The following is a 22,253-nucleotide window of genomic DNA, read 5'->3' on the forward strand; positions in this document are numbered from 1 at the left end:
CTCGGGCAAGAAGCCGGTCGTGGCAGTGGCTACGTTCACAACACTGCCGGCGGTCATGACCCCGGCCGATAGGGAGAGAAACAATGACACGCAGATTCCGCATACTGGCGGCCGCGCTGGCTGTCGGCTTCGCCGGCACACTGTCGCTGGTGGCCTCAAATCAGGCGCTGGCTCAGGATAAGATCAAGATCGGCTACGCCATTTCCAAGACCGGCCCCAATGCCGGCGGCGCGAACATCACGCAGATCCCGAATTACCAGCTTTGGGTCAAAGAGCTGAACGACAAGGGCGGCCTGATGATCGGCGGCAAACGCGTGCCGGTCGAAGTGATCGAATACGACGATCGTTCGAATTCCGAAGAAGCAGTGCGTGCGGTCGAACGCCTGATCACCCAGGACAAGGTCGACCTGCTGTTGCCGCCCTGGGGCACCGGCCTCAACCTGGCTGTCGGTCCGGTTTTCAACAAATACGGTTATCCGCAGCTGACCTTCAGCGCCGTGACCGATCAGGCACCGGCTTTGGTCAAGCGCTGGCCGAACAGCTTCTGGTTCCTCGGCACCAGCGTGCAGTATATCGATGCGCTGGTCGATCTGCTGTCCAAGCAGCAGAAGGCCGGCAAGATCAATGGCACCGTTGCCATGATCAGCGTGGCCGACGGCTTTGGTATCGATCTGTCGAAGGCTGCGCGCGATGGCCTGACCAAGGCCGGCTTCAAGCTGGCGATGGACAAGAGCTATCCGATCGGCACCCAGGACATGTCACCCCTGATCAGCGAGGCCCAGCGGTCCGGCGCCGACACCTTCATCGCCTTCAGCTATCCGCCGGATACCGTGGCGATCAATGATCAGTCCAAGGTGGCAAGCTTTGCGCCGAAGGTGATGTTCACCGGCGTGGGCACGGGCTTCCCGTTGTTCCCGCAGCGCTTCGGCGCCAATGCCGAGGGCATCATGTCGCTTGGTGGTTGGGATCCAAACAACGCCGGCACGGTGGAATACCGCAAGCGGCACGTTGCCATGCACAGCCGCGACCCGGATTACTGGGGCAGCCAGCTCGGCTACGTCTCGCTGCAGATGCTGGAGCAGGCGGTTGAGCGCGTCGGCAAGATCGACCGCGCGGCGATCATCAAGGAGCTGCAGACCGGCACTTTCGATACCGTGCTGGGCAAGATCAAGTTGGTTGACAACATGCCGCCGAAGGGCACCTACGCCTATATCGGTCAGTGGCAGAACGGCATGTTCACCGGTGTCGCGCCGGCTGGTGCGAACATGAAGGACATGGTGATCCCGAAGCCGGCCTGGAAGTAAAAGGTGGTGGGACGGGCGCGGCGGCTATCCCTGTTGTCGTCGCGCCCGCATTTTCGGTTCTGAAGGTCAAGTTGATATGTTTGTCGAAGCCCTGCTGACGGGCATTACGCTCGGCGGCATGTATGCGCTGGTCGCCATGGGGTTGACGCTCCAGTATGGCGTGGCGCGCATCATGAATCTGTCCTACGGCGAAATTCTGGTCGCCGCCGCTTTTGCCGTGTTCTGGCTGTTTACGGCAGCCGGCCTCAGCCCCTTGCTGGGGCTGGTGCTGATCGTGCCGGCGGCCCTGCTGGTGAGCTGGCTGATCTATCGCATTCTGCTGCTGCCGCTGGTGCAGCGGGCGAAGACCCGCGATGCGCTTGAGGTGGATAGTATCCTGGCCACCTTCGGCCTGCTGTTCGTCGTGCAGGGCATCATGCTGGTGCTGTTTGGCGGCGCCTATTACAGCTATTCCTTCCTTGCCATTCCGGTGAATGTTTTCGGCGTCACCATCGCCGCAAACCGTCTGCTGGCGCTCGCTTTTGCGGCTGTGATCGGTCTGGCGCTTTATCTGGGCCTGACCCGCACCCGTGCCGGCACGGCCCTGCGTGCCGTCGCCGTCGACCCGGTTGCGGCCCAGCTGGTCGCCATTGATGTGCGCGCGGCTGCGGCCATTGCCTTTGCCCTGGGCGGCGCCCTGGTGGCCTCGGGCGGCGTGCTGGTCTCGATGTTCCTCACCTTCAATGCCAATATCGGTGTGGTTTTCACCATGAAGGCGCTGATCATTGTCATCATGGGCGGTGTCGGAAACATGCTGGGGGCATTGGTCGCCGGCCTGATCCTTGGCCTGACCGAAACCTTCGTGGCGACCTGGATTGACCCGGGTCTGACGCTGGCGGCCACCTACACGATCTTCCTGATCATCCTGTTGGTACGTCCACAGGGGCTGTTCGGCAGGAGCGGGCGATGATGCTGCCCTTGCCTGTAAAGATTATCGTGGCCCTGGCTTTAATTGCGGTGCTGGCCTGTGTGCCGCTGGTGGCTGATGGCTACCGCCTGTCGCTTGCCATCAGCCTGCTGAACTACACAGTGCTGGCCACGGCCTGGGCGCTGTTCTCTGGCCCGACGCGCTACGTCTCGCTTGCCACCGTCGCCTTCTTCGGCATCGGTGTCTATACGGTGGCCGTGCTAGGTGAAGTACTGGCCTGGCCGCTTGTCCTGCTGATTGCACTTGGTATCGGCACTGCCGTTGCTTTGATTGTCGGTCTGGCCACCCTGCGGCTCTCTGGCGTCTATTTCGTCATCTTCACCTTCGGCCTGGCCGAACTGGTACGCCAGTTGGTCACCTGGTTTGAGGTCAACAAGACCCGCACATTGGGCCGGTATGTCTTTGTCGATATCACGACAGACCAGATTTACTGGCAACTGCTCGGCCTTGTTGTTCTTGTCTTTGTCACGGGCCTCCTGATCCGGCGCTCACGGCTTGGTCTCGCCTTGCGGGTGATCGGTGATGACGAGACCGTCGCGCGCCATGTCGGCATCAATGTGACGGCGGCGAAGGTTGCTCTGTTCATACTCAGTGCCGCCTTCATGACACTCTGCGGCGCCGTGATGGCGCCACGCTGGAGCTATATCGATCCCGCTATCGCCTTCAACCCGGTCACGTCCTTCCAGGTTCTGATCATGGCGTTGCTGGGCGGTGTGCATCGGCTCTACGGCCCGGTCCTCGGCGTCGTGCCGCTGACCCTGCTGTTCGAATTCCTGCTCGCCAACTTCCCCAATCACTTCAGCATTCTGATCGGTATTGCCTTCATGCTGATCGTCTATGCCATCCCGAATGGCATCGCTGGTCTGGCGGAAAAACTATTCTCGCGGCGGAAAGGGGCGCAGCCATGAACGCAACGCCCCTGCTGGCTGTAAAAGGCCTGACCCGTCGTTTCGGCGGCCTGGTTGCCGTTGATGACCTGGAGCTTATAGTCCGGAATGGTGAGATTGTCGGCCTGTTGGGACCGAACGGCTCCGGCAAGACCACCGCACTCAACCTGATCTCCGGCGCGCTGAAACCTGACGGCGGTACGGTTGCCCTGCGCGGCGGCCTGATCCAGGGCCTGGCACCATTCCGTATCGCACGCCTGGGTGTTGCCCGCACATTCCAGCTGGTACGCGTCCTGGGGTCGATGACCTGTCGCGAAAACGTACTGGCCGGGCTTGCCTTCGGCACCCGAAATGAATGGGGCTCTGGCGCCGAGGCCAATGCCGATGCCCTGCTGGACCGCGTCGGCCTTACGGGCCGCAGCGCCGTGATGACCACCGAGCTGACCTATATCGACCAGAAGCGGCTGGAGTTGGCCCGAGCCCTCGCGCTCCGGCCGCAACTGCTGCTGCTGGATGAATGGCTGGCCGGCCTCAATCCGACGGAACTGCTGCAAGGCATAGAGCTGGTGCGCTCTTTGCGCAGCGATGGCATCGCCATCCTGATGGTCGAGCATGTGATGGATGCGATCCGCTCGCTCTGCGATCGCTGTGTGGTGATGAATGCCGGCCGGCGTATCGCTGAAGGAACGCCAACAAGCGTGTTGGCCGATCCTGAGGTGATCCGCGCTTATCTGGGAGACAGCGATGCTTGAGATCGCCAATCTCTCGGTTTCCTATGGCAAGCATCGCGCGGTTGACGATGTGTCTCTGACTGTCGCGCAGTCCGAGATTGTCGTCATCCTGGGTGCCAACGGCAGTGGCAAGACCTCGCTGCTCAAGACGGTTGGCGGTATCCAGCTGGCAACGGGCGGTGCCCGGGTCATGCTGAATGGCACTGACCTGACTAGGCTGCGTGCCCATAGCATCGTCGAGGCTGGCCTGGCCCTGGTGCCTGAGGGTCGCGGCATTTTCGGCGAGCTGACGGTGCGCGAAAACCTGATGCTCGGGGCCTATGCCCGGCGCGCCCGCGCCGGTGAGGCAGAGAATCTCAATCGCGTATTGACGCTGTTCCCGCGTCTGGGCGAACGCATGACCCAGGCGGCCCGCACCATGAGCGGCGGCGAGCAGCAGATGGTCGCCATCGGCCGCGCCCTGATGTCAGCGCCCGATATTCTGCTGCTGGATGAACCGTCGCTCGGCCTGTCGCCGCTGATGTGCGGCGAACTGTTCGGCGCACTGACCCGTATCCGCCAGGCCGGCATCGGCGTGCTGCTGGTGGAACAGAATGCCAAGCGCAGCCTCGCCATCGCCGACCGCGGCTATCTGCTGGAAAACGGTCGCATCGTTGGGCAGGGCTCAGCATCTTCACTGCAGAACGATCCCGCCGTACAGCGCGCCTATCTTGGTGTCGCCCATTCGGCTGTCTGATTTCACTTGAAAAATGGAGAGCACAGCATGTTCAACATCGACCTGCTGATTGACGGCAAGACCATCCCGGCGGCCGGAGGCCGTACCTTCGAGCGCCGCAATCCGCTGAACGACAGCGTCGCCAGCAAGGCTGCTGCCGCGGATGTCTCCGACGCCCGCGCCGCGGCTGATGCGGCGGCCAAGGCTTTCCCCGCCTGGTCGGCAATGGGCCCCAACGAGCGGCGTGCCCTGCTCAACAAGGCGGCCGATGCGATGGCGGCACGGACCCCCGATTTCATCGCCCGCATGGCGGCCGAGATTGGCGCCACGGCTGGCTGGGCAGGTTTCAACGTACATCTGGCAGCGGGCATGCTGCGTGAGGCTGCTGCCATGACCACCCAGATTGGCGGCGAGGTGATCCCGTCCGACAAGCCGGGCTGCATTGCCATGGCGGTGCGCCAGCCGGTTGGCGTGATCCTGGGTATCGCGCCCTGGAATGCGCCGGTGATCCTGGGTACCCGCGCATTGGCGATGCCGCTGGCCTGCGGCAATACCGTGGTGCTGAAGGCGTCTGAGCTCTGCCCTGGCACCCATCGTCTGATCGCTGAATGCCTCCTCGAGGCGGGGCTTCCTGCCGGCGTAGTCAATGTTGTCACCAATGCCCCGGCCGATGCTGCCGCCGTTGTGGAGGCATTGATTGCCCATCCGGCGGTGCGGCGGATCAATTTCACCGGCTCGACCAAGGTGGGGCGGATCATCGCGGAGACCGCAGGCCGTTATCTCAAGCCGGTGCTGCTGGAACTGGGTGGCAAGGCGCCGATGCTGGTGCTGGATGATGCCGATCTGGACGAGGCCGTGAAGGCCGCTGCCTTTGGCGCCTTCATGAACCAGGGCCAGATCTGCATGTCGACCGAGCGCCTGGTGGTCGACCGCAAGGTGGCCGACGAATTCGTCGGCAAATTCGCCGCCAAGGCCAACACGCTGGTGGCCGGCGACCCACATAAGGGTAATACGCCGTTGGGCGCCGTGGTCAGCAAGGAAGCCGTGCAGAAGGTGCAGGGCTTGATCAAGGATGCGACCTCAAAAGGCGCCAAGCTGGTAGCGGGCGGCCGCGCCGAGGGTGCCATCATGGATGCCACCGTGCTCGATCATGTCACGCCAGACATGAGCATTTATTACGAAGAATCGTTTGGTCCCGTGGTCTGTGTGGTGCGCGCACAGGATACCGATGATGCCGTGCGGATCGCCAACGATACGGAGTACGGGCTTTCGGCGGCAGTGTTCAGCCGCAACATCGCCCGCGCCATGGATGTGGCGCGACGTATCGACAGCGGGATCTGCCATGTGAATGGCCCGACCGTGCATGACGAAGCGCAGATGCCCTTCGGTGGCACCAAGGCGTCCGGGTATGGCCGTTTTGGTGGCAAGGCCGGCATGGATCAATTCACCGAGCTGCGCTGGATCACCATCGAGACGCAGCCCGGCCGTTTCCCGATCTGAGGCCCGTCATGGCTCTGCTGGATGGCAAGGTCTGTATCGTCACCGGCGGTGCCGGCAGCCTCGGGCTGGCATCGGTGGCGGAATTCCGCCGCGAGGGTGGCCACGTCATGCTGGTGGATCGCGACATGGCGGCCATCGAGGCGGCCATCGCCAGGATCGGCGGGCCGGGCAAGGATATTGCCGCCTGCGCCGCCGATGTGGCGAGCACCGAAGGCACCAAGCGCTATATCAATGAGACGGTGTCGCGCTGGGGCAAGATCGATGTTCTGTTCAGCAATGCCGGCATCAGCGGGGTGATCCGCCCGGTGACGGATTATCCGGAAGATGTGTTCGATGCGGTGATGGCCGTGAATGTGCGGGCCTCGTTCCTGGCCTGCAAATATGGCCTGCCGCAGATGAACGATGGTGGCAGCATCCTGATTACCTCCAGTGTGGTGGGTGTCACCAGCGATCCCGGCATCTGCGCCTATGCGACATCCAAGCATGCCGTGATCGGTCTGATGCGCACGGTGGCCAAGGAGGCCGCGCCCCGCCGTATCCGTGTCAATGTGATTGCACCGGGCCCGATCGACAACGGATTCCAGCTTGATATCGAGAAGGGCATAACCGCCGCCACAGGGCGGGACGGAACCAAGTTACTCGACTCCATCATTCCGCTCGGCCGTCATGGCCGGCCGGAGGAGATCGCCCGCATAGTGCTGTTCCATGCCTCCGAGCTTGGCAGCTTCACCACCGGCAGCGTGCTGATGGCCGATGGCGGCATGCATATCTGATCGTTAACCCGCAGCAGGAGAGGAGGGCGCCCCATGCCCGAACTTGCCACGACCGAATTCTGGAAAGACCTGAAGCCGATTGCCAAGGTGTTTCAGCCCGATGCCCTGCCGGAAGTGTATCTGAAAAATGCACCGACCGAGGATGAGCGGCTCTATGTGCCGTTCACCGACACGGTGTCATCGCGGCCGCTGTGGATTTCACCGTCGCAGAACAAGTGGTGCGACATCCTGATGGCGAAAAGCGCCGGTCTGGTGAACCGCCACTACCATCCCCATGAGGTCTTTGCCTATACGATCTCGGGCAAGTGGGGCTATCTGGAGCATGACTGGACTGCCACGGCCGGTGATTTTGTCTACGAGACCCCGGGCGAGGGTCATACGCTGGTCGCCTATGAGCATAAGGATCCCATGAAGGTGTTCTTTACCGTCACCGGGCCATTGATCTGGCTGGACGAGAATGGCGAGCCCGCCGGCTATTTCGATGTGCACAACTACATCGAGCTATGCCGGAACCATTATGAGAAGATCGGGATTGGCGCCGCTTATATCGACACGCTGTTCCGCTAGGCCTAAAGCGCCTGCGGGTGCGCGGCGCCGTCCAGCACGATGCTCTGGCCGCTGACATAACCGGCGCCGGCACTGCAGAGGTAAGCGCAGAGCCGGCCGAGTTCTGCTGGGTCGCCAAAGCGGCCTGCCGGCAGTTCGGCCTTGCGGGCCGCAACCACGTCCTCCACCGGTTTGCCTTCGCGTTTGGCGCGGAAGGCAAAGTTTGACAGCAGGCGGTCGGTGGCAAACGGACCCGGCAGCAGATTGTTGACCGTGACGTTGTTCCTGGCCAGGCCGCGCACGATGGTGGCGACGAAGCCATGCAGGCCGCTGCGTGCGGCAGCGCTCAGGCCCTGGGCATCGATGGGATGGCGCACCACGCTGGAGGTGATGTTGACGATGCGGCCGAACTTGCGCTCCGCCATGCCATCGGCATAGGCGGCGATCAGTGCAATGGGTGCGCGCATATTGGTATTGAGAGCCTGCTCCCAGTCGGCAGTGGTCCAGCTGTGGTAGTCGCCCGGCGGTGGCCCGCCGGCGTTGTTCACCAGGATATCCGGTGCGGGACAGGCGGCCAGCAGGGTGGCGCGCCCGGCTTCGGTGGAGAGATCGGCGGCGACGGGGATCACCCGCACGCCATGCCGGACCGCGATCTCGCCAGCCGTTGCCGTAAGTGATGTCTGGTCGCGCGCATTGAGGATGATATGCACGCCTTCGGCGGCCAGGGCTTCGGCACAGGCGCGGCCCAGGCCCTTGCTGGCGGCACAGACAATGGCAGTGCGTCCTGAAATTCCCAGATCCATGTTTGCTTCCTTAATCCGCCCAGGGAATTGACCGACCGGACATGTCTACATAAATGCTTTTCTGCCGCATATAGGCCTTGATGCCGTCGCGGCCTTTTTCACGGCCCAGTCCGCTTTCGGCATTGCCGCCGAAGGCCGTGGCGATGCTGAACTGCTTGTAGGTATTGACCCAGACCGTGCCGGCATTCAGTGCGCGGCCAATGCGCCAGGCGCGGCGGAAATCGCCGGTCCAGATGCCGCTGGCAAGGCCGAAGACGGTATCGTTGGCATCATGGACCAGCGCGGCTTCGTCGCGGAAGGGCAGCAATATGCCCACCGGACCGAAGATTTCCTCCTGGGCCGTGCGCGTGCGATTGCCCAGACCCTCGATCAGGGCCGGGATAAAATAGTTGCCCTCCTGCAGCGCGGGATCGGTGGGGCGGGTTCCGCCGCAGAGCAGCCTGCCGCCTTCCTGCTGCGCCAGCCTGACATAGCCTTCCACCTTGTCGCGTTGCTGCGGCGTGATCAGTGGGCCGATCTGGGTACGCTCCGATACCGGATCGCCGATGCGCAAAGCCCTGGTGCGCTCCACCAGGCGGTCGCGGAAACTGCTGTAGATCGAGTCCTCGATGAAAATGCGCGAACCGGCAATGCAGCTCTGGCCCTGGCTGGAGAAGATGCCGAACAGAACGCCATTGATCGCCTGCTCGATGTCAGCATCAGCAAAAACGATATTCGGCGACTTGCCGCCCAGTTCCAGCGACACCGGCATGATCTTCTCGGCGGCCACATGGCCGATGGCCCGGCCCGTGGCCGTGCCGCCGGTGAAAGTAACCTTGGCAATGCCGGGATGAGCGACCAGGGCTGCGCCGGTCACGGCGCCGGTGCCAGGCAGCACGCTGAGCAGGCCTTTCGGCAGGCCGGCCTCTTCGGCCAGCTTGGCGAGTTCCAGCGCCAGCAGGGGCGAGAATTCCGAGGGCTTGACGATCACGGCATTGCCGGCGGCCAGGGCCGGCGCCACTTTCTGGGCCTCGCTGGCGATCGGTGAATTCCACGGCGTGATCGCGGCGATGACGCCGAGCGGCTCATGCAGGCTGAGCGAAAGGTAATAGCCCCGCGAAGGCGTGATGTCGCCTTCCAGGGTTTCGCAGGCAGCGGCGAAGAAGCGGAAGGTGCCGGCGGCACTGGCCACCAGGGCGCGGGTTTCCAGGATCGGCTTGCCGTTATCCTGTCGCTGCAGCTGCGCCAGCTTTTCCGAGTCACGCTCGATTAGAGCGGCAATGCGATGCAGATAGGTCGCGCGCTGATGCGGCAGCAGATCGCGCCAGGCCGGATCCTGCATGGCCACTTGTGCGGCTGTGACAGCTTCGTCGACATCCTCCACGGATGCCGTGCTGACACTGGCCAGCAGGGCATTATTGGCGGGGTTGCGTGTGATCAGCGGGGCGCCGCGGCCTGGGCGCCAGGTGCCAGCGCGATAGAGCGGTAAGACGGTCATGCGGTCAGATCGATGAAAGGATTGCGACAGATTCAGCTTTACAAGGACGGTAGCTGAACCCTACGATGTTGCATATAGGAAATGACGTTTTACTAATAAAACGTCTGACGCATTTCTACGAGGGCGATGCGATGGAGTTCAACCCCTATCTGGCCGGCGTTTCCGCCGGCGCTGACGGTGACGCCAACAAGGGCGGCCCTGACGCCATCGAACATCCCGCACGCACGCCGAATATTCCCTGGCAGACCCGCCCGGCAGTTCTCACCGATTTCGAAAGCACGCTGGCCGATACGCTGATGGCGATGTTCCGCGAAGGCGTGGAAGAGTTGCCGGCGATTGTCGCCAGGCTGAATGCCACTGGTCCGCGCCATCCGGAAGGCAGCTGGACCGAAGCGAATTACCAGAGCCTGATGCAGCGCCTGGCCCAGGGGCAGGCGGCATGAGTGTGCCGCGGCTCGAATTTCGCCAGGTCACCAAGCGCTTTGCCAATCCGCGCCAGGGCGGAGTGGTGGTGGCGGTGGAAGACGTCACCTTCAGCATCGCCGACGGCGAGGTGGTGTCGCTGATCGGCCCGTCGGGTTGCGGCAAGAGCACGCTGCTGAATATGGGCTCCGGCCTCGACCCGGCCACCGAGGGGCAGGTCTTTGTCGATGGCGAGCTGGTGACCAAACCCAACCGCCATGTCGCCTTCATGCTGCAGAAAGATCTCCTGCTGCCCTGGCGCACGATCCGTGAAAATGTCGAGCTTGGCCTGGAAATCCAGGGCACGGCAGCAGCGCAGCGGCGCGAGACCGCCCTGGCCCTGCTGGCGAAATGCCGGCTGAGCGATTTCGTCGAGCATTATCCGCACCAGCTCTCCGGCGGCATGCGCCAGCGCGCCGCACTGGCGCGCACGCTGGCCGTCGATCCCGTCGTGCTGCTGATGGACGAGCCGTTCTCGGCGCTGGATGCGCAGACCAAGATGGTGTTGCAGCAGGATCTCGGCCGCACACTGGCGGATACGCGCAAGACCGCCCTGTTCATTACCCATGACCTGGTTGAGGCAATTGCACTGTCCGACCGTATCCTGGTGATGAGTCACCGGCCCGGACGGATCATCGAGGAGATTCAGGTCGAGATTCCAGGCCGCGACAACCCGATGACCCGGCGCCAGGATTCGAAGGTCGGAGACTATGTGAAGCGCCTGATGGATTTGCTGCATGTCGAGCAGGCTGCAGCGTAACGCAACACCAGTGATCAACATGGAGGGGAATGTGATGATGACGATGCGTAAGACTTTACTGGCCGGTCTCGGCCTGGCCGTTGTGGCGGCTGCCGGCATGCAGGATGTGCGCGCCCAGGACGTCACCTATCTGCTGCCGGCGCCCAAGTCGCTGCCGGCCTTCGGTCCCTGGATGGTGGCGCAGCAGCGCGGCTACTTCAAAGCCGAAGGGCTGAATGTCGACTTCCAGATCGGCAAGGGCGGTGTTGATGTCGCCAAGCAGGTTGGTGCCGGCAATGCGGTGATCGGCGGCGGTATCGGCGATACCTCGATCATCGTGCGTCCGAATGGCGTGCCGGTGAAGACTGTCGCCCTGCTGGGCGGCGGCTCACTGATGCAGCTGGTCCTCAACAAGGACAAGGGTGTCAAGACGGTCAAGGATCTGAAGGGCAAGACCATCACCGCGATGGCCTATCAGGACACCACATATTTTGCCCTGCTGGGCATGCTCGCCACCCAGGGCATGACCAAGAATGACGTGAACGCCCAGGCCGCGGGTCCGGTCAACGTCTGGAAGCTGTTTGTTGCCGGCGAGGCCGATGCTATGGCGGCGGTGCCGGAATGGACCGCCCAGGCGATGGCGGCCAAGATGAATATCGAGGTCATTCCGTCGGATGTGCACTTCAAGAGCATGGCCCAGGCTATCGTGGCGGCCGACGACGTGATCCAGAAGAATCCGCAACTGATCCAGAAGCTGGTCCGCGCCACGCTGAAGGGCATGAAGGACATCATGGATAATCCGGAAGGCGCCGCCGCCGACTATGTCAAGGCCGTGCCCGAGCATAGCGGTAACGTGCCGTTCATCGTCGCCTCCTTCAAGCTCTACAACCAGTATGTCTATCCGGGCCAGGCCAAGCTGGGCGCGGTGGATGAAAGCCGCCTGACCGCGCTGCAGGATTTCTATGTCAAGGAAGGTGTGATCCGCGACAAGACCCCGGTGAAGGATCTCTACACCAACCAGTTCGTCCAGTAATCGGCATCGGCCGGCGGGAGTGATGTAAGAATGCAAGCGGTCCTCACCCAACCCCATCTGCGCCGCATGATGGCCGGCAGCTTCCTGCTGTTCGTCGTGTTCGTCGCGGTCTGGCAATGGGCGCCGGGCTGGTTCGGCATTCCGCATTTCATCATCCCGCCGGCCAGTCTGGTCTGGGACGAGTTCCTGCGCATGCTGGCCAAGGACAAGCTGATCTTCCACACCGGTATCACGGCGATGCAGGTTGCTGTCGGTTTCCTGCTTGGCGCGTTGCTCGGTATTTTTGCCGGTTTTGTGCTGGGCATGTCGCCGACGACAGAATTCGTGCTCTCGCCTTATATCCTGGCGCTGCAGATTGCGCCCAAGGTGGCCTTCGCGCCGCTGTTCATCATCTGGTTCGGTTATACCGTCTATCCCAAGATCCTGGTCTGCATCCTGATCGTTTTCTTCCCGGTGATGATCAATGTGCTGGGGGCCGTGCGCGCCATCGACCCCGATATCGTGCGACTGGCGAAGTCATTCACAGCCAACCGTTTCCAGGTCTTCTGGAAGATCGAGTTCCCAGCGGCCCTGCCGCCGCTGTTTGCCGGCCTGCGCATCGCTGCCACATTGGCCGTGATCGGCGTTGTCGTGGGCGAGCTGGTCGGTGGCAATACCGGTCTGGGCTATCTGCTTACCTTCGGCGAGGGCGCCGGCAATACCGCCATGGTCTTTGTGGCGATCATCCTGCTGACCCTGATCGGCATTGTGCTCTATGCCATCGTCGTGCTGATCGAAAATCGTGTGCTGCATTATCTGCCGGCGCGCTCGCGCACGGCGGTCTGAGAGGAGCCGCTCCATGGCCACTGCCAGCGAAATGCAAGAAGTCGAGACCTTGCTCAACCGGGGTTTGCGCAATTACTGGTATCCGGTAGCGCCTAGTTGGATGGTGCGCGACAAGCCGGTAGGACTGACGCGGCTGTCCGAGAATATCGTGCTGTGGCGCGATGCCGATGGTGCCGTGCGCGCCCTGGAAGACCGCTGCCCCCATCGCGGCGCGCGCCTGTCGCTGGGCTGGGCCCTGGGCGACCGCGTGGCCTGCTGGTATCACGGCGTGGAAGTGAAGGGCGATGGCGTGGTCGCCCGCGTGCCGGCCCAGGCCAATGCACCGATGGAAGGCAAGCGCTGTGTGCGCAGCTACCATGTGCAGGAGAAGGCCGGCGCCATCTTCGTATGGTTCGGCGATGCCCTGCATGCCGAGCCGGCGCCGCTGGTTCTGCCCGAGGAACTGGTATCCGAGGATTACGAAGCCATCCTGTGCACGGCGCACTGGAAGTGCAATTACCGCTATGCCATCGACAATGTGATGGACCCGATGCACGGCGCCTATCTGCATGCGCAGTCGCATTCTATGGCGGAAGGCGACAAGCATGCCGAGATGAAGCTGCGCAAAACGGATACAGGTTTTGTGTTCGAAAAGGCAGGCCAGCGCGGCGTGAATTTCGACTGGACCGAATTCGGCGTTACCGATGCGCTCTGGCTACGTCTGGAAATTCCCTATGGCAAGCAGGCCGGTCCCGGCGGCGCCTTCACGATCGTGGGCATGGTGGCGCCGGTCGATGAGGATCACTGCCGCGTGTTCTTCTGGCGCATCCGCAAGATCCCGAAAGGCTGGCAGCGCGACACCTGGAAGTTCCTTTACCGCGCCCGGCTTGAAGGCCTGCACTGGGCTGTACTGGAGCAGGATCGCGTGGTGCTGGAAGACATGGCGCCGCAGGCGCGCGAGCATGAATTCCTCTACCAGCATGACGCCGGCCTGGGCCGTGTGCGCACGGTGCTGCTGAAAGCCGCCCGCGACCAGGTGCAGGCGTTGAATGCAGCTAAAACCGCGGCCGGCGAAGCGCCGCGTGCGGCCGGTGCAGCCTGAGCGACCCTGAACTATCCAAAGCTTCCTGAAGGAGGATGCTATGAGCGTAGCTGAGAAGATTGCCCAATTCGCCAAGGACTGGTTCCCGACCTGGGAAAAGCCCAAGGAGAAGTCGCTGCAGCAGTGGATCGAGTCGCGCATTGCCCGCTACGAGACCCGCACCTATGACTGGAATGCGCTGAAATTCCAGGCCGACTTCGACCCGAAATACCGTCGTGCCCAGTGCCGTTATATCGGCACCGGCGCCACCGGGGTGGGGAGCGATACCAATACGATCCCGTCGGAGCATTTCACCTTCTCGACCATGATCCTGCCAGCCGGCTGCGAAGGGCCACTGCATGTGCATTATGACGCCGAAGAGGTGTTTTTCGTGCTCAAGGCGCAGAAGCTGCGGCTCTTTTTCGAGCTGGAGGGCGAGACTTTCGACACCGTCCTGAAGGATCGCGATGTGGTGTCGGTGCCGCCGGGTGTCTTCCGTGGCCTGCGCAATGAGGGTCAGGAAGAGGCCCTGATGTGCGTCATGCTTGGCGTGTCCAAGCCGAATGTTCCTGATTATCCGGAAGGCCACCCGCTGATGGAGCTGCGCAAGCGTCGCCGCGAGATCGCAGCGGCGGCCGAAGCGGCCAAGTCCTCCTCGGCAGCCGAGTAAGGAGATCAGGCGGCGATGATTTTGCAGGACCGCATCGTGGTGGTAACCGGCGCCGGGCGCGGACTGGGCAAGGCCTTTGCCGATGCCTGCGCCGCTGCCGGTGCAGCCACGATCGTCGTTGCCGATATCAATGCTGAATGGGGCACCGCGGCGGTGGCGGACCTGCACAAGGCGGGCGCCGATGCCGTCTTCCTAGCCGTCGATCTGGGCGATCCGTCCTCCGTGGAGGCCTTTGGGGTCGAGCTTGGCCGCCGCTATGGCCATATCGATGGCCTGGTCAACAATGCTGCGATTGCCACCGGTATTGGCGGCAAGACCTTCGAGGAAATCGACATAGCCACCTGGGATCGGGTGATGACGGTCAATGTGCGTGGCACCTGGTTGATGGTGAAGGCGCTGGCGCCGCTGCTGCGCAAGTCGAAGGCCGGCGGTCGCATTGTCAATCTCGCTTCCGATACCGCGCTGTGGGGCGCGCCGCGCCTGCTGCATTATGTGTCCAGCAAGGGGGCGATCATCAGCATGACGCGCTCGCTGGCGCGCGAGCTGGGGCCGGACCGTATTGCCGTGAATGCCATTGCGCCCGGCCTGGTGCTGGTGGAAGCCACTGAATATGTGCCGGAGGAGCGCAAGCGCCTCTATGTCGAGGGCCGCGCCATGGCGCGCCCGCAAATGCCCGAGGATGTCGTGGGGGCCGTCGTTTATTTGCTGAGCGACGGCGCCGGCTTCGTCACCGGCCAACTTTTGCCTGTCAATGGCGGCTTTGTCTTTAACTGACCCGCGCATCGCGGCCCTTGGTGACGCCCGGATTTCCTACCTGGAAACCGGGCGGGGGGTGCCGCTTGTGTTGCTGCATGGCATCGGTTCGGCGTCAAAGTCCTGGCGGCACCAGCTTGCCGGATTGGCCGATCGCTTTCGTGTCATTGCCTGGGACGCCCCGGGCTATGCCCAGTCGACGCCGCTCACGCCGGAAACACCGGATGCCGGCGATTATGCGGGGGCCCTGCTGGCATTCCTCGATTCACTGGGGATCGGTCGCTGCCATCTCGTCGGCCATTCGCTGGGCACACTGATGGCGGCCCGTTTCGCCACCCTGCATGCGGATCGGTTGCTATCGCTCACGCTCAGCAGCATCGCTGTCGGCCATGCCAATATGGCGCCGGAAGATCGCCGCCGCCTGCTGGAGAGTCGCCTGGAGGATGTTGCCACGCTGGGTACGCGTGCCATGGCGGAAAAACGCGGGCCGCGCCTGCTCGGTCCCGATGCGACATCAGAGATGCGCCAGGCGGTGATCGATGCCATGGCCCAGGTGCAGATGCCAGGCTATGGCCAGGCCGCGCGCATGCTGTCAAACGGTGATGCGCTGACGGATATCGCCCGCATTCCAGTGGCACTGCCGATACAGTTTGTATACGGCGACGCCGATGTGATCACGCCGCCGGCGGCCAACCTGAAGGCTGCGGCCCTGCGGCCGCAAGCGCCGGTGCACGTGGTCAGCAATGCCGGCCATGCGCTCTATCTGGAAAAGCCCGAGCGGTTTTCAGCCATCCTTGCCGATTTTGCGGAGGCTCATCATGAGCGGAACTGACCGTATCCCCGAAGGCAAGTATATCGTGCCGGCTCTGGCCCAGGGCCTGGCGGTGCTGGCCCTGTTCTCGCGGCAGCGGCCGAGCCTGAGCGCACCCGATATCGCCCAGGCGCTGCAGTTGCCGCGCTCCACGGTGTTTCGCCTGCTGCATACCCTGCAGGCCATGGGCTTTGTCCGCCGCGAAGATGATGAGCGACAGTTCAAGCTTGGCCCGGCCGTACTTGGCCATGGCTTCGAATATCTGGCATCGCTGGATATCGTCGAGGCCGCTCAGCCGATCCTGCAGCGCCTGCGCGATGAAACCGGTTTGTCGTCGCACATGGCGGTCGCCGATGGCCGTGAGATCGTGTATGTGGCGCGCTATCCGGCTCGTACCACGATTTCCAGCACGGTGAATATCGGCACCCGCTTCCCTATCCATGCCACGGTGATGGGACGCATGTTGCTGGTCGAACATGACGATGCCGCCCTGCAGGCCCTGTTCCCGGAAGACAATCTGCCGCGCTTCAGCGAGCAGACACCAACCACCCTTTCTGACCTCAAGATGATCCTGGCCGAGGATCGCAGCCGTGGATATGCCACCAGCCAATCCTTCTTCGAGCGCGGTGTCAGCTCGGTGGCGGCGCCGGTGCGCGATGGCGCTGGCCGTATTGTCGCGGCGATCAACATCACGGCAGTCGATGCCTATGTCGATCTCGAGGCCATGCATGGCGGCCTGAAGGACGCCATCCTGCAGGCCGCTGCCGAAATCACCCAGTGGATTCGCCGCGAGGCACCGCGCGCTCCCCAACCGCTTCCGGCTGAATCAGCCAAGCCCGCCGTCACCCCCATTAGAGAGTCGCTTCATGTCTGAGCAGATCACCGTCGGCGAACTGGCTGCACGTTTCCTTGAGTCCTGCGGCGTCGACACCGCCTTTGGCGTCATTTCGATCCACAACATGCCGATCCTCGATGCCTTCGGCCGGCGCAATACCATCCGTTTCGTGCCCAGCCGTGGCGAGGCCGGGGCGGTCAACATGGCTGACGCTTTTGCCCGGGTGCGTGGCCATCTTGGCGTTGCCATCACCAGCACGGGCACGGCAGCCGGCAATGCCGCCGGGGCCTTGGTGGAAGCGCAGACTGCCGGTACCCCGGTCCTGCATCTGACCGGCCAGATCGAGCGTGCCTATCTCGACAAGCGCTGGAGCTATATCCACGAAGCGACCGATCAGCCGACCATGCTGAAGGCCGTGTCGAAGGCATTTTTCCGCGTGTGGTCGCCGGAAACCGCATTGGGCGTGCTGCAGGAAGCCGTGCGCACGGCACTGACCGCGCCGACCGGTCCGGTCAGCGTGGAAATCCCGATTGATGTGCAGGAAGCCCTGATTGACCTGCCGGCGCATATTGCACCGGTACCGCTCAGCATCGCCCAACCCGATCCGGCCGCGCTGGATGCCATGGCGGCGATGCTGACCAAGGCCAAGCGTCCGCTGCTCTGGGCCGGCGGCGGTGCCCGCCACGCGGCCGATGAAATCAAGGCGCTCGCCGATCTGGGTTTCACCGTGGTCACCAGCGTGCAGGGTCGTGGTGTGCTGCCCGAGGATGACGCGCGCACGTTAGGCGCTTTCAATCTGTCGCCGCCGGTAGAGAGCTTCTATGCCAGTTGCGATGCGCTGCTGGTGGTCGGGTCGCGCCTGCGCGGCAACGAGACGCTGAAATATACGTTGAAACTGCCCAAACCGATGCTGCAGATCGATGCCGATCCGCAGGCGCATGGCCGTGGCTATACTGCCGACCTGTTCATGGCTGCCGATGCCAAACCGGCGCTGGCCGGGCTGGTCGCGCGTCTGAAGGGCAAGCTGAAGGTGGCTGACAGCTTTGCCAAGGATGCGAAGGCTGCACGCAATGAGGCCGAAGCCCAGCTGCGCAAGGGTTTGGGGCCTTACGAGAAGCTGGTCGATGCCCTGCAGAAAGCCGTGCCGCGTGACTACCTCTGGGTCCGCGATGTCACCGTGTCGAACAGCACCTGGGGCAATCGCATGCTCAAGCTGTTCGATCCCCGCAACGGCGTGCATGCGCTGGGCGGCGGCATCGGCATGGGCGCGGCGATGGGAGTGGGTGCTGCCATCGGCTCACGCGGGCGCAAGACGGTAGTACTATCGGGCGATGGCGGCCTGATGCTCTGCGTCGGCGAGTTGGCGACGGCCGCGCAGGAGCAGGCCGACATGCTGCTGATCGTGATGAACGATCGCGGCTATGGCGTGATCCGCAATATCCAGGATGCCAAATTCGGCGGACGCAAGTATTTCGTCGATCTGCATACACCATCTTTCCCGGATCTGGCGCGCAGCCTGGGCTGGAAGCACATGCTGCTGAACGATATCACCAAGGCCGAAAGCACCATTGCCCAGGCCATGGCCGAAAGCGGACCGCGCATGCTGGAGGTCGATATGGTGGCGATCGGCCCCTATGTCACCGCCTTTGCCGGTCCACCGGTGCGCAAGGCCTCCTGATGCCGCGCCCGAAACGCCCGTCGATCCTGCTGATCGGCCATGGTGCCATGGCGGCCGAGGTGCGGGCTGCGGCACTCAGCACCGGCCTGTTCGATGTCGGCGCTGTACTGGTGCGGCATGAAAAGGTTGGCTCGGTTCAGGCTGAACTGAATGGCTACCGGGTGATCGACAGCCTGGATGATCTGGATTTCCAGCCAATGCTGGCGGCTGAATGTGCCAGCCACGCTGCCGTGCGGCAGTATGGTCCTGCCTTGCTGCGACAGGGGATTGATCTTGTGGTGGCCTCGATCGGGGCATTGAGCGATGAAGCACTGCATCGCGCGCTGGAAGCCGCAGCTGTGGAAGGCGGTGCCAAGTTGATCCTGCCGGCAGGGGCGGTACCGGGCATCGATGCCCTGAATGCGGCCACGCTTGGCGGGCTGGATCGGGTGTCCTATATCTCGCGCAAGCCGCCGGCCGCCTGGAAAGGCACGCCGGCAGAAGCTGTGCTTGATCTTGATACTCTCAGGGACGCCACGACGTTTTATACCGGCACGGCCCGCGCGGCGGCGCGGGATTATCCCAAGAATGCCAATGTGGCGGCGACTGTGGCTCTGGCCGGGCTTGGTTTTGATGCCACGGAAGTGCGCATGATCGCCGATCCGGCGGTTGCTGCGAATATTCACGAAATCGAGGCCAGCGGCGCCTTTGGCGACATGCACCTGACGATCAAGGGGAAACCGCTGAAGAGCAATCCGAAGACCTCATCACTCGCCGCCTACAGCACCATCCGCGCGATCCTCAACCGGGTCCGCGCGACCGAAATCTGAGTCAGGAGTTCTTACGATGTCCATCACCGGTGTCGACGGGATTGTCTATGGCGTGGAAGACATGGCGCTGTGCCGGCGCTTCTTCACCGACTGGGGCCTGAAAGAAGGTGCCGAAGGCCGGTTCGAGACGCTCGATGGCGCGGAAGTGATTCTGAAGCCCAAGGACGACCCATCTCTGGCCCCGGCCTTCGAGCCGGGCTCGACCCTGCGTGAGGGTATCTGGGGTGTGAGCGACGCGGCGGCACTGGCCGGGATCGAACAGACGCTGAAGGGCGCCGGTGTTGCGATCACGAAAACGCCGGACGGTTTTTCCTGCATCGATCCCTGTGGGCTGCGGATTTCCTTCCGTGTCAGCCGTCGCCGCAAGGTCACCGTCAGCGGTTCGCCGAGCAACACCATCGACGAGCATCGCCGCATCGATACGCCCAGCCCGATTTACCAGCGGGCCGAGCCGGTGAATATCGGGCATTACGTGCTGTTCGTGCCCGATGTGGCGCCGATGCAGGATTTCTATACCCGATTGCTGGGCTTCCATATTTCCGACAGCTATCCCGGAACCGGCCTGTTCCTGCGCTGCAACGCCGAAGGCGGGCATCACAATTTCTTCCTGCTGAAAAGCCCCACGGGCAAGGCCGGAATCAACCATGTCGCCTTCACCGTGCGCGATGTGCATGAGGTGATCGGCGGCGGCATGCAGATCAACCGTCAGGGCTGGGAAACTCAGCTCGGGCCGGGCCGGCATCCGATCTCATCGGCCTTCTTCTGGTATGTGAAGGCGCCCTGCGGCGGCCTCGTCGAGTATTACACCGACGAGGATTACCTGACCGAGAAATGGCAGCCACGAGAATTTGAGAAGAAGCCGGAAATTTTCGCCGAATGGGCGGTCACCGGCGGTATCGATGGCGAGACCCGCCGTCAGAAAGCCAAAGCCTAGCTGATCAATAGCCGCGGCTACGGTCGACCGCGTGTGGCGGTCGCTGGCCGGCTTCGATGGCGGCTGCTGTGGCCACCAGTGTATCGGCGACGGCGGCGAAACTGACATCGCAGGCATCATGCGGTGTCATCACGATCTTCGGGTGATGCCAGAACACGTGGTCTGTCGGCAGCGGCTCGACGGCAAAGACATCGAGCGAAGCGCCGGAGAGCTGGCCGCTTTCCAGCGCTGACAGGAAATCGGCTTCCACCATCTGCTCGCCGCGGCCGGTCTGGATCAGATAGCCGCCCGGTTTCATGGCGGCAAAGACATCACGGTTGAGCAGGCCGCGAGTTTCCGGAGTCAGCGGCAGAAGATTCACCAGAACCTCGGTTTCGGCCAGCATGGCGAACAGGCCGTCACGGCCATGGAAACCCTGTACATCCGGCGCCATCGGCTTTGGCGTGCGGCTCCAGGCCTTCACCGGAAAGCCCAGACCGGTGAGATGCGTGGCAACGCGTTCACCGATCTTGCCATAACCCAGAATGGCAACCGGAACTGTGCTGGCCGGGCGCTGTTCCAGGCGCTGCCAGATACGGTCGCGCTGATGCTGCATGAAGGTGGCAAATTTGCGCTGGTGCCAGATCACATGCCAGGTAACAAAGCCTGCCATCATCTGCGCCTGGCCCGGATCGACCACGCGGACGACATGCACATCCGATGGCAGGCTGGGGCAGGCCAGCACGTTATCGGCGCCAGCGCCGATGGTGCAGACAGCCTTCAGATTGGGATAGCGCTCGAAGGCATCGGCATGCGGATGCCAGGCCAGGGCGATACGCACCGCTTCGGCACCGTCGGTGACCGGATGGTCGACGCTTTCGATGCGGTCGGCGATCTGGGCCAGGGCCTTGCCGTAATAGGCGCGCAGGTCGAATTTCCGGCTGATGACGGCACAGCGCATGGTCAGGCTGTCTTCCGGCCGGGCACGGCAGCCAGCAATTCCCGCGTATAGGGATGTTCGGGGGCGGCAAACAGCGCTGCCGCCGGCTTCAGCTCCACGATCTGGCCGCGCTGCATCACGGCGATGCGGTCGCAGATCTGCGCTGCCACGCGCAGGTCATGGGTGATGAACAGCATCGACAGGCCAAGGCGCGATTTCAGGTCTTCCAGCAGCTTCAGCACCTGGGCCTGCACCGAGACATCGAGGGCAGATACCGCCTCATCGGCGACCAGGATTTCCGGATTGAGGGCCAGGGCGCGGGCAATGCCGATGCGCTGGCGCTGGCCGCCTGAGAATTCATGCGGGTAGCGTTCGATCGCGCCGGCATCCAGCCCCACCATCTGCAGCAGGTCGCGCGCCCGCTGCAAAGCCTGGTCCGGCGCCTCGCCATGGGCAATCGGGCCATCGGCAATGATCCGGCCGACCTGGCGGCGCGGATTGAGCGAGGCAAACGGATCCTGGAACACCATCTGGATCCGCTTGCGCTGGTTGCGCAGGGCCCGGTCGCGCAGCAGGGTGAGATCGGTGTCGCCCAGCCGGATACTGCCGCCATCGGCCTTGATCAGCTGCATCACCAGGCGAGCCACGGAGGATTTGCCCGAACCCGACTCTCCCACCAGGCCGAGGGTTTCGCCCTGCCGGATGGAGAAACTGACATTCTTCGCGGCTTCGACACGGCGGGCCGGACGGAACCAGCCGTTGGCGGTGACATAGGTCTTGTTCAGGCTGATGACCTCGACCGCCTTGCGACGATCATCCAGCGGCTGCCGCACCGGCGGGTCCATGGTGGGTACTGCGGCCAGCAGGGTTTGCGTATAGGGATGCTGCGGGCGTAGCAGCACACTGTCGGCATCGCCCTGCTCAACCAGCTTGCCATGCTGCAGCACCACGACGCGGTCGGCGATTTCCGCCACCACGCCGAAATCATGGGTGATGAACATCACAGCCATATTGCGGCGCTG

General features: G+C 63.1%; 24 protein-coding genes. 20 read left to right on the plus strand and 4 right to left on the minus strand.

Annotated features, from left to right (window positions below; genetic code table 11):
• Positions 1-83 precede the first annotated feature (83 nt).
• From AAG821_RS17210 to AAG821_RS17245, 8 genes are all read left to right on the plus strand, one after another.
• Positions 84-1,304 (plus strand): amino acid ABC transporter substrate-binding protein, encoded by a 1,221-nt coding sequence (locus tag AAG821_RS17210; protein WP_341911086.1) that lies wholly within the window; start codon positions 84-86, stop codon positions 1,302-1,304.
• Positions 1,305-1,380: 76 nt separating this feature from the next.
• Positions 1,381-2,253, plus strand: coding sequence for a branched-chain amino acid ABC transporter permease (locus tag AAG821_RS17215; RefSeq protein WP_341911088.1), 873 nt, complete (start codon positions 1,381-1,383; stop codon positions 2,251-2,253).
• Complete coding sequence (locus AAG821_RS17220) at positions 2,250-3,179, plus strand: branched-chain amino acid ABC transporter permease (RefSeq protein WP_341911090.1); 930 nt, start codon at positions 2,250-2,252, stop codon at positions 3,177-3,179. The genes AAG821_RS17215 and AAG821_RS17220 overlap by 4 nt, the downstream gene beginning before the upstream one ends.
• Positions 3,176-3,910, plus strand: coding sequence for an ABC transporter ATP-binding protein (locus AAG821_RS17225; protein ID WP_341911092.1), 735 nt, complete (start codon positions 3,176-3,178; stop codon positions 3,908-3,910). Before AAG821_RS17220 ends, AAG821_RS17225 begins: the two co-directional genes overlap by 4 nt.
• Positions 3,903-4,625: an ABC transporter ATP-binding protein gene (locus AAG821_RS17230; protein WP_341911094.1), complete on the plus strand. Its 723-nt coding sequence runs from the start codon at positions 3,903-3,905 to the stop codon at positions 4,623-4,625. Before AAG821_RS17225 ends, AAG821_RS17230 begins: the two co-directional genes overlap by 8 nt.
• A 27-nt stretch (positions 4,626-4,652) precedes the next feature.
• Complete coding sequence (locus tag AAG821_RS17235; protein ID WP_341911096.1) at positions 4,653-6,104, plus strand: aldehyde dehydrogenase; 1,452 nt, start codon at positions 4,653-4,655, stop codon at positions 6,102-6,104.
• An 8-nt stretch (positions 6,105-6,112) separates the two neighbouring features.
• Entirely contained in the window at positions 6,113-6,877 is a 765-nt protein-coding gene (locus tag AAG821_RS17240) for an SDR family NAD(P)-dependent oxidoreductase (RefSeq protein ID WP_341911098.1), read from the plus strand.
• A 33-nt stretch (positions 6,878-6,910) separates the two neighbouring features.
• Positions 6,911-7,444: a 2,4'-dihydroxyacetophenone dioxygenase family protein gene (locus AAG821_RS17245; RefSeq protein ID WP_341911099.1), complete on the plus strand. Its 534-nt coding sequence runs from the start codon at positions 6,911-6,913 to the stop codon at positions 7,442-7,444.
• A 2-nt stretch (positions 7,445-7,446) separates the two neighbouring features.
• On the opposite strand, the gene AAG821_RS17250 is transcribed toward AAG821_RS17245, so the two are convergent.
• Together AAG821_RS17250 and AAG821_RS17255 are read right to left on the minus strand one after the other, a co-directional pair.
• Positions 7,447-8,226, minus strand: a complete 780-nt coding sequence (locus AAG821_RS17250; protein WP_341911100.1) for an SDR family oxidoreductase — start codon at positions 8,224-8,226, stop codon at positions 7,447-7,449.
• Between the two features lie 10 nt (positions 8,227-8,236).
• A complete protein-coding gene (locus AAG821_RS17255) occupies positions 8,237-9,703 on the minus strand; it encodes an aldehyde dehydrogenase (RefSeq protein ID WP_341911101.1) in 1,467 nt (488 codons plus the stop codon).
• A 65-nt stretch (positions 9,704-9,768) separates the two neighbouring features.
• Between AAG821_RS17255 and AAG821_RS17260 the strand changes: the two genes are divergently transcribed.
• Genes AAG821_RS17260 through AAG821_RS17315 form a run of 12 tightly spaced genes read left to right on the plus strand, consistent with a single transcriptional unit; the run spans position 9,769 to position 20,312 of the window.
• Positions 9,769-10,146 (plus strand): recombinase-like helix-turn-helix domain-containing protein, encoded by a 378-nt coding sequence (locus tag AAG821_RS17260; protein ID WP_341911103.1) that lies wholly within the window; start codon positions 9,769-9,771, stop codon positions 10,144-10,146.
• Positions 10,143-10,925, plus strand: a complete 783-nt coding sequence (locus AAG821_RS17265; protein WP_341911105.1) for an ABC transporter ATP-binding protein — start codon at positions 10,143-10,145, stop codon at positions 10,923-10,925. Before AAG821_RS17260 ends, AAG821_RS17265 begins: the two co-directional genes overlap by 4 nt.
• Positions 10,903-11,937 (plus strand): ABC transporter substrate-binding protein, encoded by a 1,035-nt coding sequence (locus AAG821_RS17270; protein WP_341911108.1) that lies wholly within the window; start codon positions 10,903-10,905, stop codon positions 11,935-11,937. Before AAG821_RS17265 ends, AAG821_RS17270 begins: the two co-directional genes overlap by 23 nt.
• A 30-nt stretch (positions 11,938-11,967) precedes the next feature.
• Entirely contained in the window at positions 11,968-12,762 is a 795-nt protein-coding gene (locus AAG821_RS17275; protein WP_341911110.1) for an ABC transporter permease, read from the plus strand.
• Positions 12,763-12,775: 13 nt separating this feature from the next.
• Positions 12,776-13,843 (plus strand): aromatic ring-hydroxylating dioxygenase subunit alpha, encoded by a 1,068-nt coding sequence (locus tag AAG821_RS17280; RefSeq protein ID WP_341911112.1) that lies wholly within the window; start codon positions 12,776-12,778, stop codon positions 13,841-13,843.
• A 40-nt stretch (positions 13,844-13,883) separates the two neighbouring features.
• On the plus strand, positions 13,884-14,492 hold the full coding sequence (locus tag AAG821_RS17285) for a cupin domain-containing protein (protein ID WP_341911113.1): 609 nt from the start codon (positions 13,884-13,886) through the stop codon (positions 14,490-14,492).
• 15 nt (positions 14,493-14,507) lie between these two features.
• Positions 14,508-15,266, plus strand: coding sequence for an SDR family oxidoreductase (locus tag AAG821_RS17290; protein WP_341911114.1), 759 nt, complete (start codon positions 14,508-14,510; stop codon positions 15,264-15,266).
• Between the two features lie 58 nt (positions 15,267-15,324).
• Positions 15,325-16,077, plus strand: a complete 753-nt coding sequence (locus AAG821_RS17295) for an alpha/beta fold hydrolase (protein ID WP_341911117.1) — start codon at positions 15,325-15,327, stop codon at positions 16,075-16,077.
• The gene (locus AAG821_RS17300) at positions 16,064-16,930 is read left to right on the plus strand and encodes an IclR family transcriptional regulator (RefSeq protein WP_341911119.1); all 867 of its coding nucleotides are present in this window, start codon (positions 16,064-16,066) and stop codon (positions 16,928-16,930) included. Before AAG821_RS17295 ends, AAG821_RS17300 begins: the two co-directional genes overlap by 14 nt.
• Complete coding sequence (locus tag AAG821_RS17305; protein ID WP_341911121.1) at positions 16,923-18,569, plus strand: thiamine pyrophosphate-binding protein; 1,647 nt, start codon at positions 16,923-16,925, stop codon at positions 18,567-18,569. Before AAG821_RS17300 ends, AAG821_RS17305 begins: the two co-directional genes overlap by 8 nt.
• Positions 18,569-19,378 carry an aspartate dehydrogenase gene (locus AAG821_RS17310; RefSeq protein WP_341911122.1) on the plus strand — a complete coding sequence of 270 codons (810 nt, stop codon included), beginning with the start codon at positions 18,569-18,571 and terminating at the stop codon, positions 19,376-19,378. The genes AAG821_RS17305 and AAG821_RS17310 overlap by 1 nt, the downstream gene beginning before the upstream one ends.
• A gap of 16 nt (positions 19,379-19,394) precedes the next feature.
• A complete protein-coding gene (locus AAG821_RS17315) occupies positions 19,395-20,312 on the plus strand; it encodes a VOC family protein (protein WP_341911124.1) in 918 nt (305 codons plus the stop codon).
• Positions 20,313-20,316: 4 nt separating this feature from the next.
• On the opposite strand, the gene AAG821_RS17320 is transcribed toward AAG821_RS17315, so the two are convergent.
• Together AAG821_RS17320 and AAG821_RS17325 are read right to left on the minus strand one after the other, a co-directional pair.
• Entirely contained in the window at positions 20,317-21,252 is a 936-nt protein-coding gene (locus tag AAG821_RS17320; RefSeq protein WP_341911126.1) for a glyoxylate/hydroxypyruvate reductase A, read from the minus strand.
• Positions 21,253-21,254: 2 nt separating this feature from the next.
• The coding region (locus AAG821_RS17325) for an ABC transporter ATP-binding protein (RefSeq protein ID WP_341916360.1) at positions 21,255-22,253 on the minus strand (999 nt) is incomplete at its 5' end.

This window comes from Ferrovibrio terrae, from assembly GCF_943372915.1.
In the GTDB taxonomy this organism is placed as follows: domain Bacteria; phylum Pseudomonadota; class Alphaproteobacteria; order Ferrovibrionales; family Ferrovibrionaceae; genus Ferrovibrio; species Ferrovibrio terrae_A.

Coding starts and splice junctions, on each gene's coding strand:
- AAG821_RS17280 (WP_341911112.1), top strand. CDS start 12,776: ATGGCCACTGCCAGCGAAATGCAAGAAGTCGAGACCTTGCTCAACCGG.
- AAG821_RS17315 (WP_341911124.1), top strand. CDS start 19,395: ATGTCCATCACCGGTGTCGACGGGATTGTCTATGGCGTGGAAGACATG.
- AAG821_RS17310 (WP_341911122.1), top strand. CDS start 18,569: ATGCCGCGCCCGAAACGCCCGTCGATCCTGCTGATCGGCCATGGTGCC.
- AAG821_RS17285 (WP_341911113.1), top strand. CDS start 13,884: ATGAGCGTAGCTGAGAAGATTGCCCAATTCGCCAAGGACTGGTTCCCG.
- AAG821_RS17250 (WP_341911100.1), bottom strand. CDS start 8,226: ATGGATCTGGGAATTTCAGGACGCACTGCCATTGTCTGTGCCGCCAGC.
- AAG821_RS17210 (WP_341911086.1), top strand. CDS start 84: ATGACACGCAGATTCCGCATACTGGCGGCCGCGCTGGCTGTCGGCTTC.
- AAG821_RS17225 (WP_341911092.1), top strand. CDS start 3,176: ATGAACGCAACGCCCCTGCTGGCTGTAAAAGGCCTGACCCGTCGTTTC.
- AAG821_RS17270 (WP_341911108.1), top strand. CDS start 10,903: ATGTCGAGCAGGCTGCAGCGTAACGCAACACCAGTGATCAACATGGAG.
- AAG821_RS17230 (WP_341911094.1), top strand. CDS start 3,903: ATGCTTGAGATCGCCAATCTCTCGGTTTCCTATGGCAAGCATCGCGCG.
- AAG821_RS17245 (WP_341911099.1), top strand. CDS start 6,911: ATGCCCGAACTTGCCACGACCGAATTCTGGAAAGACCTGAAGCCGATT.
- AAG821_RS17235 (WP_341911096.1), top strand. CDS start 4,653: ATGTTCAACATCGACCTGCTGATTGACGGCAAGACCATCCCGGCGGCC.
- AAG821_RS17320 (WP_341911126.1), bottom strand. CDS start 21,252: ATGCGCTGTGCCGTCATCAGCCGGAAATTCGACCTGCGCGCCTATTAC.
- AAG821_RS17255 (WP_341911101.1), bottom strand. CDS start 9,703: ATGACCGTCTTACCGCTCTATCGCGCTGGCACCTGGCGCCCAGGCCGC.
- AAG821_RS17305 (WP_341911121.1), top strand. CDS start 16,923: ATGTCTGAGCAGATCACCGTCGGCGAACTGGCTGCACGTTTCCTTGAG.
- AAG821_RS17260 (WP_341911103.1), top strand. CDS start 9,769: ATGTTGCATATAGGAAATGACGTTTTACTAATAAAACGTCTGACGCAT.
- AAG821_RS17220 (WP_341911090.1), top strand. CDS start 2,250: ATGATGCTGCCCTTGCCTGTAAAGATTATCGTGGCCCTGGCTTTAATT.
- AAG821_RS17275 (WP_341911110.1), top strand. CDS start 11,968: ATGCAAGCGGTCCTCACCCAACCCCATCTGCGCCGCATGATGGCCGGC.
- AAG821_RS17300 (WP_341911119.1), top strand. CDS start 16,064: ATGAGCGGAACTGACCGTATCCCCGAAGGCAAGTATATCGTGCCGGCT.
- AAG821_RS17265 (WP_341911105.1), top strand. CDS start 10,143: ATGAGTGTGCCGCGGCTCGAATTTCGCCAGGTCACCAAGCGCTTTGCC.
- AAG821_RS17215 (WP_341911088.1), top strand. CDS start 1,381: ATGTTTGTCGAAGCCCTGCTGACGGGCATTACGCTCGGCGGCATGTAT.
- AAG821_RS17240 (WP_341911098.1), top strand. CDS start 6,113: ATGGCTCTGCTGGATGGCAAGGTCTGTATCGTCACCGGCGGTGCCGGC.
- AAG821_RS17290 (WP_341911114.1), top strand. CDS start 14,508: ATGATTTTGCAGGACCGCATCGTGGTGGTAACCGGCGCCGGGCGCGGA.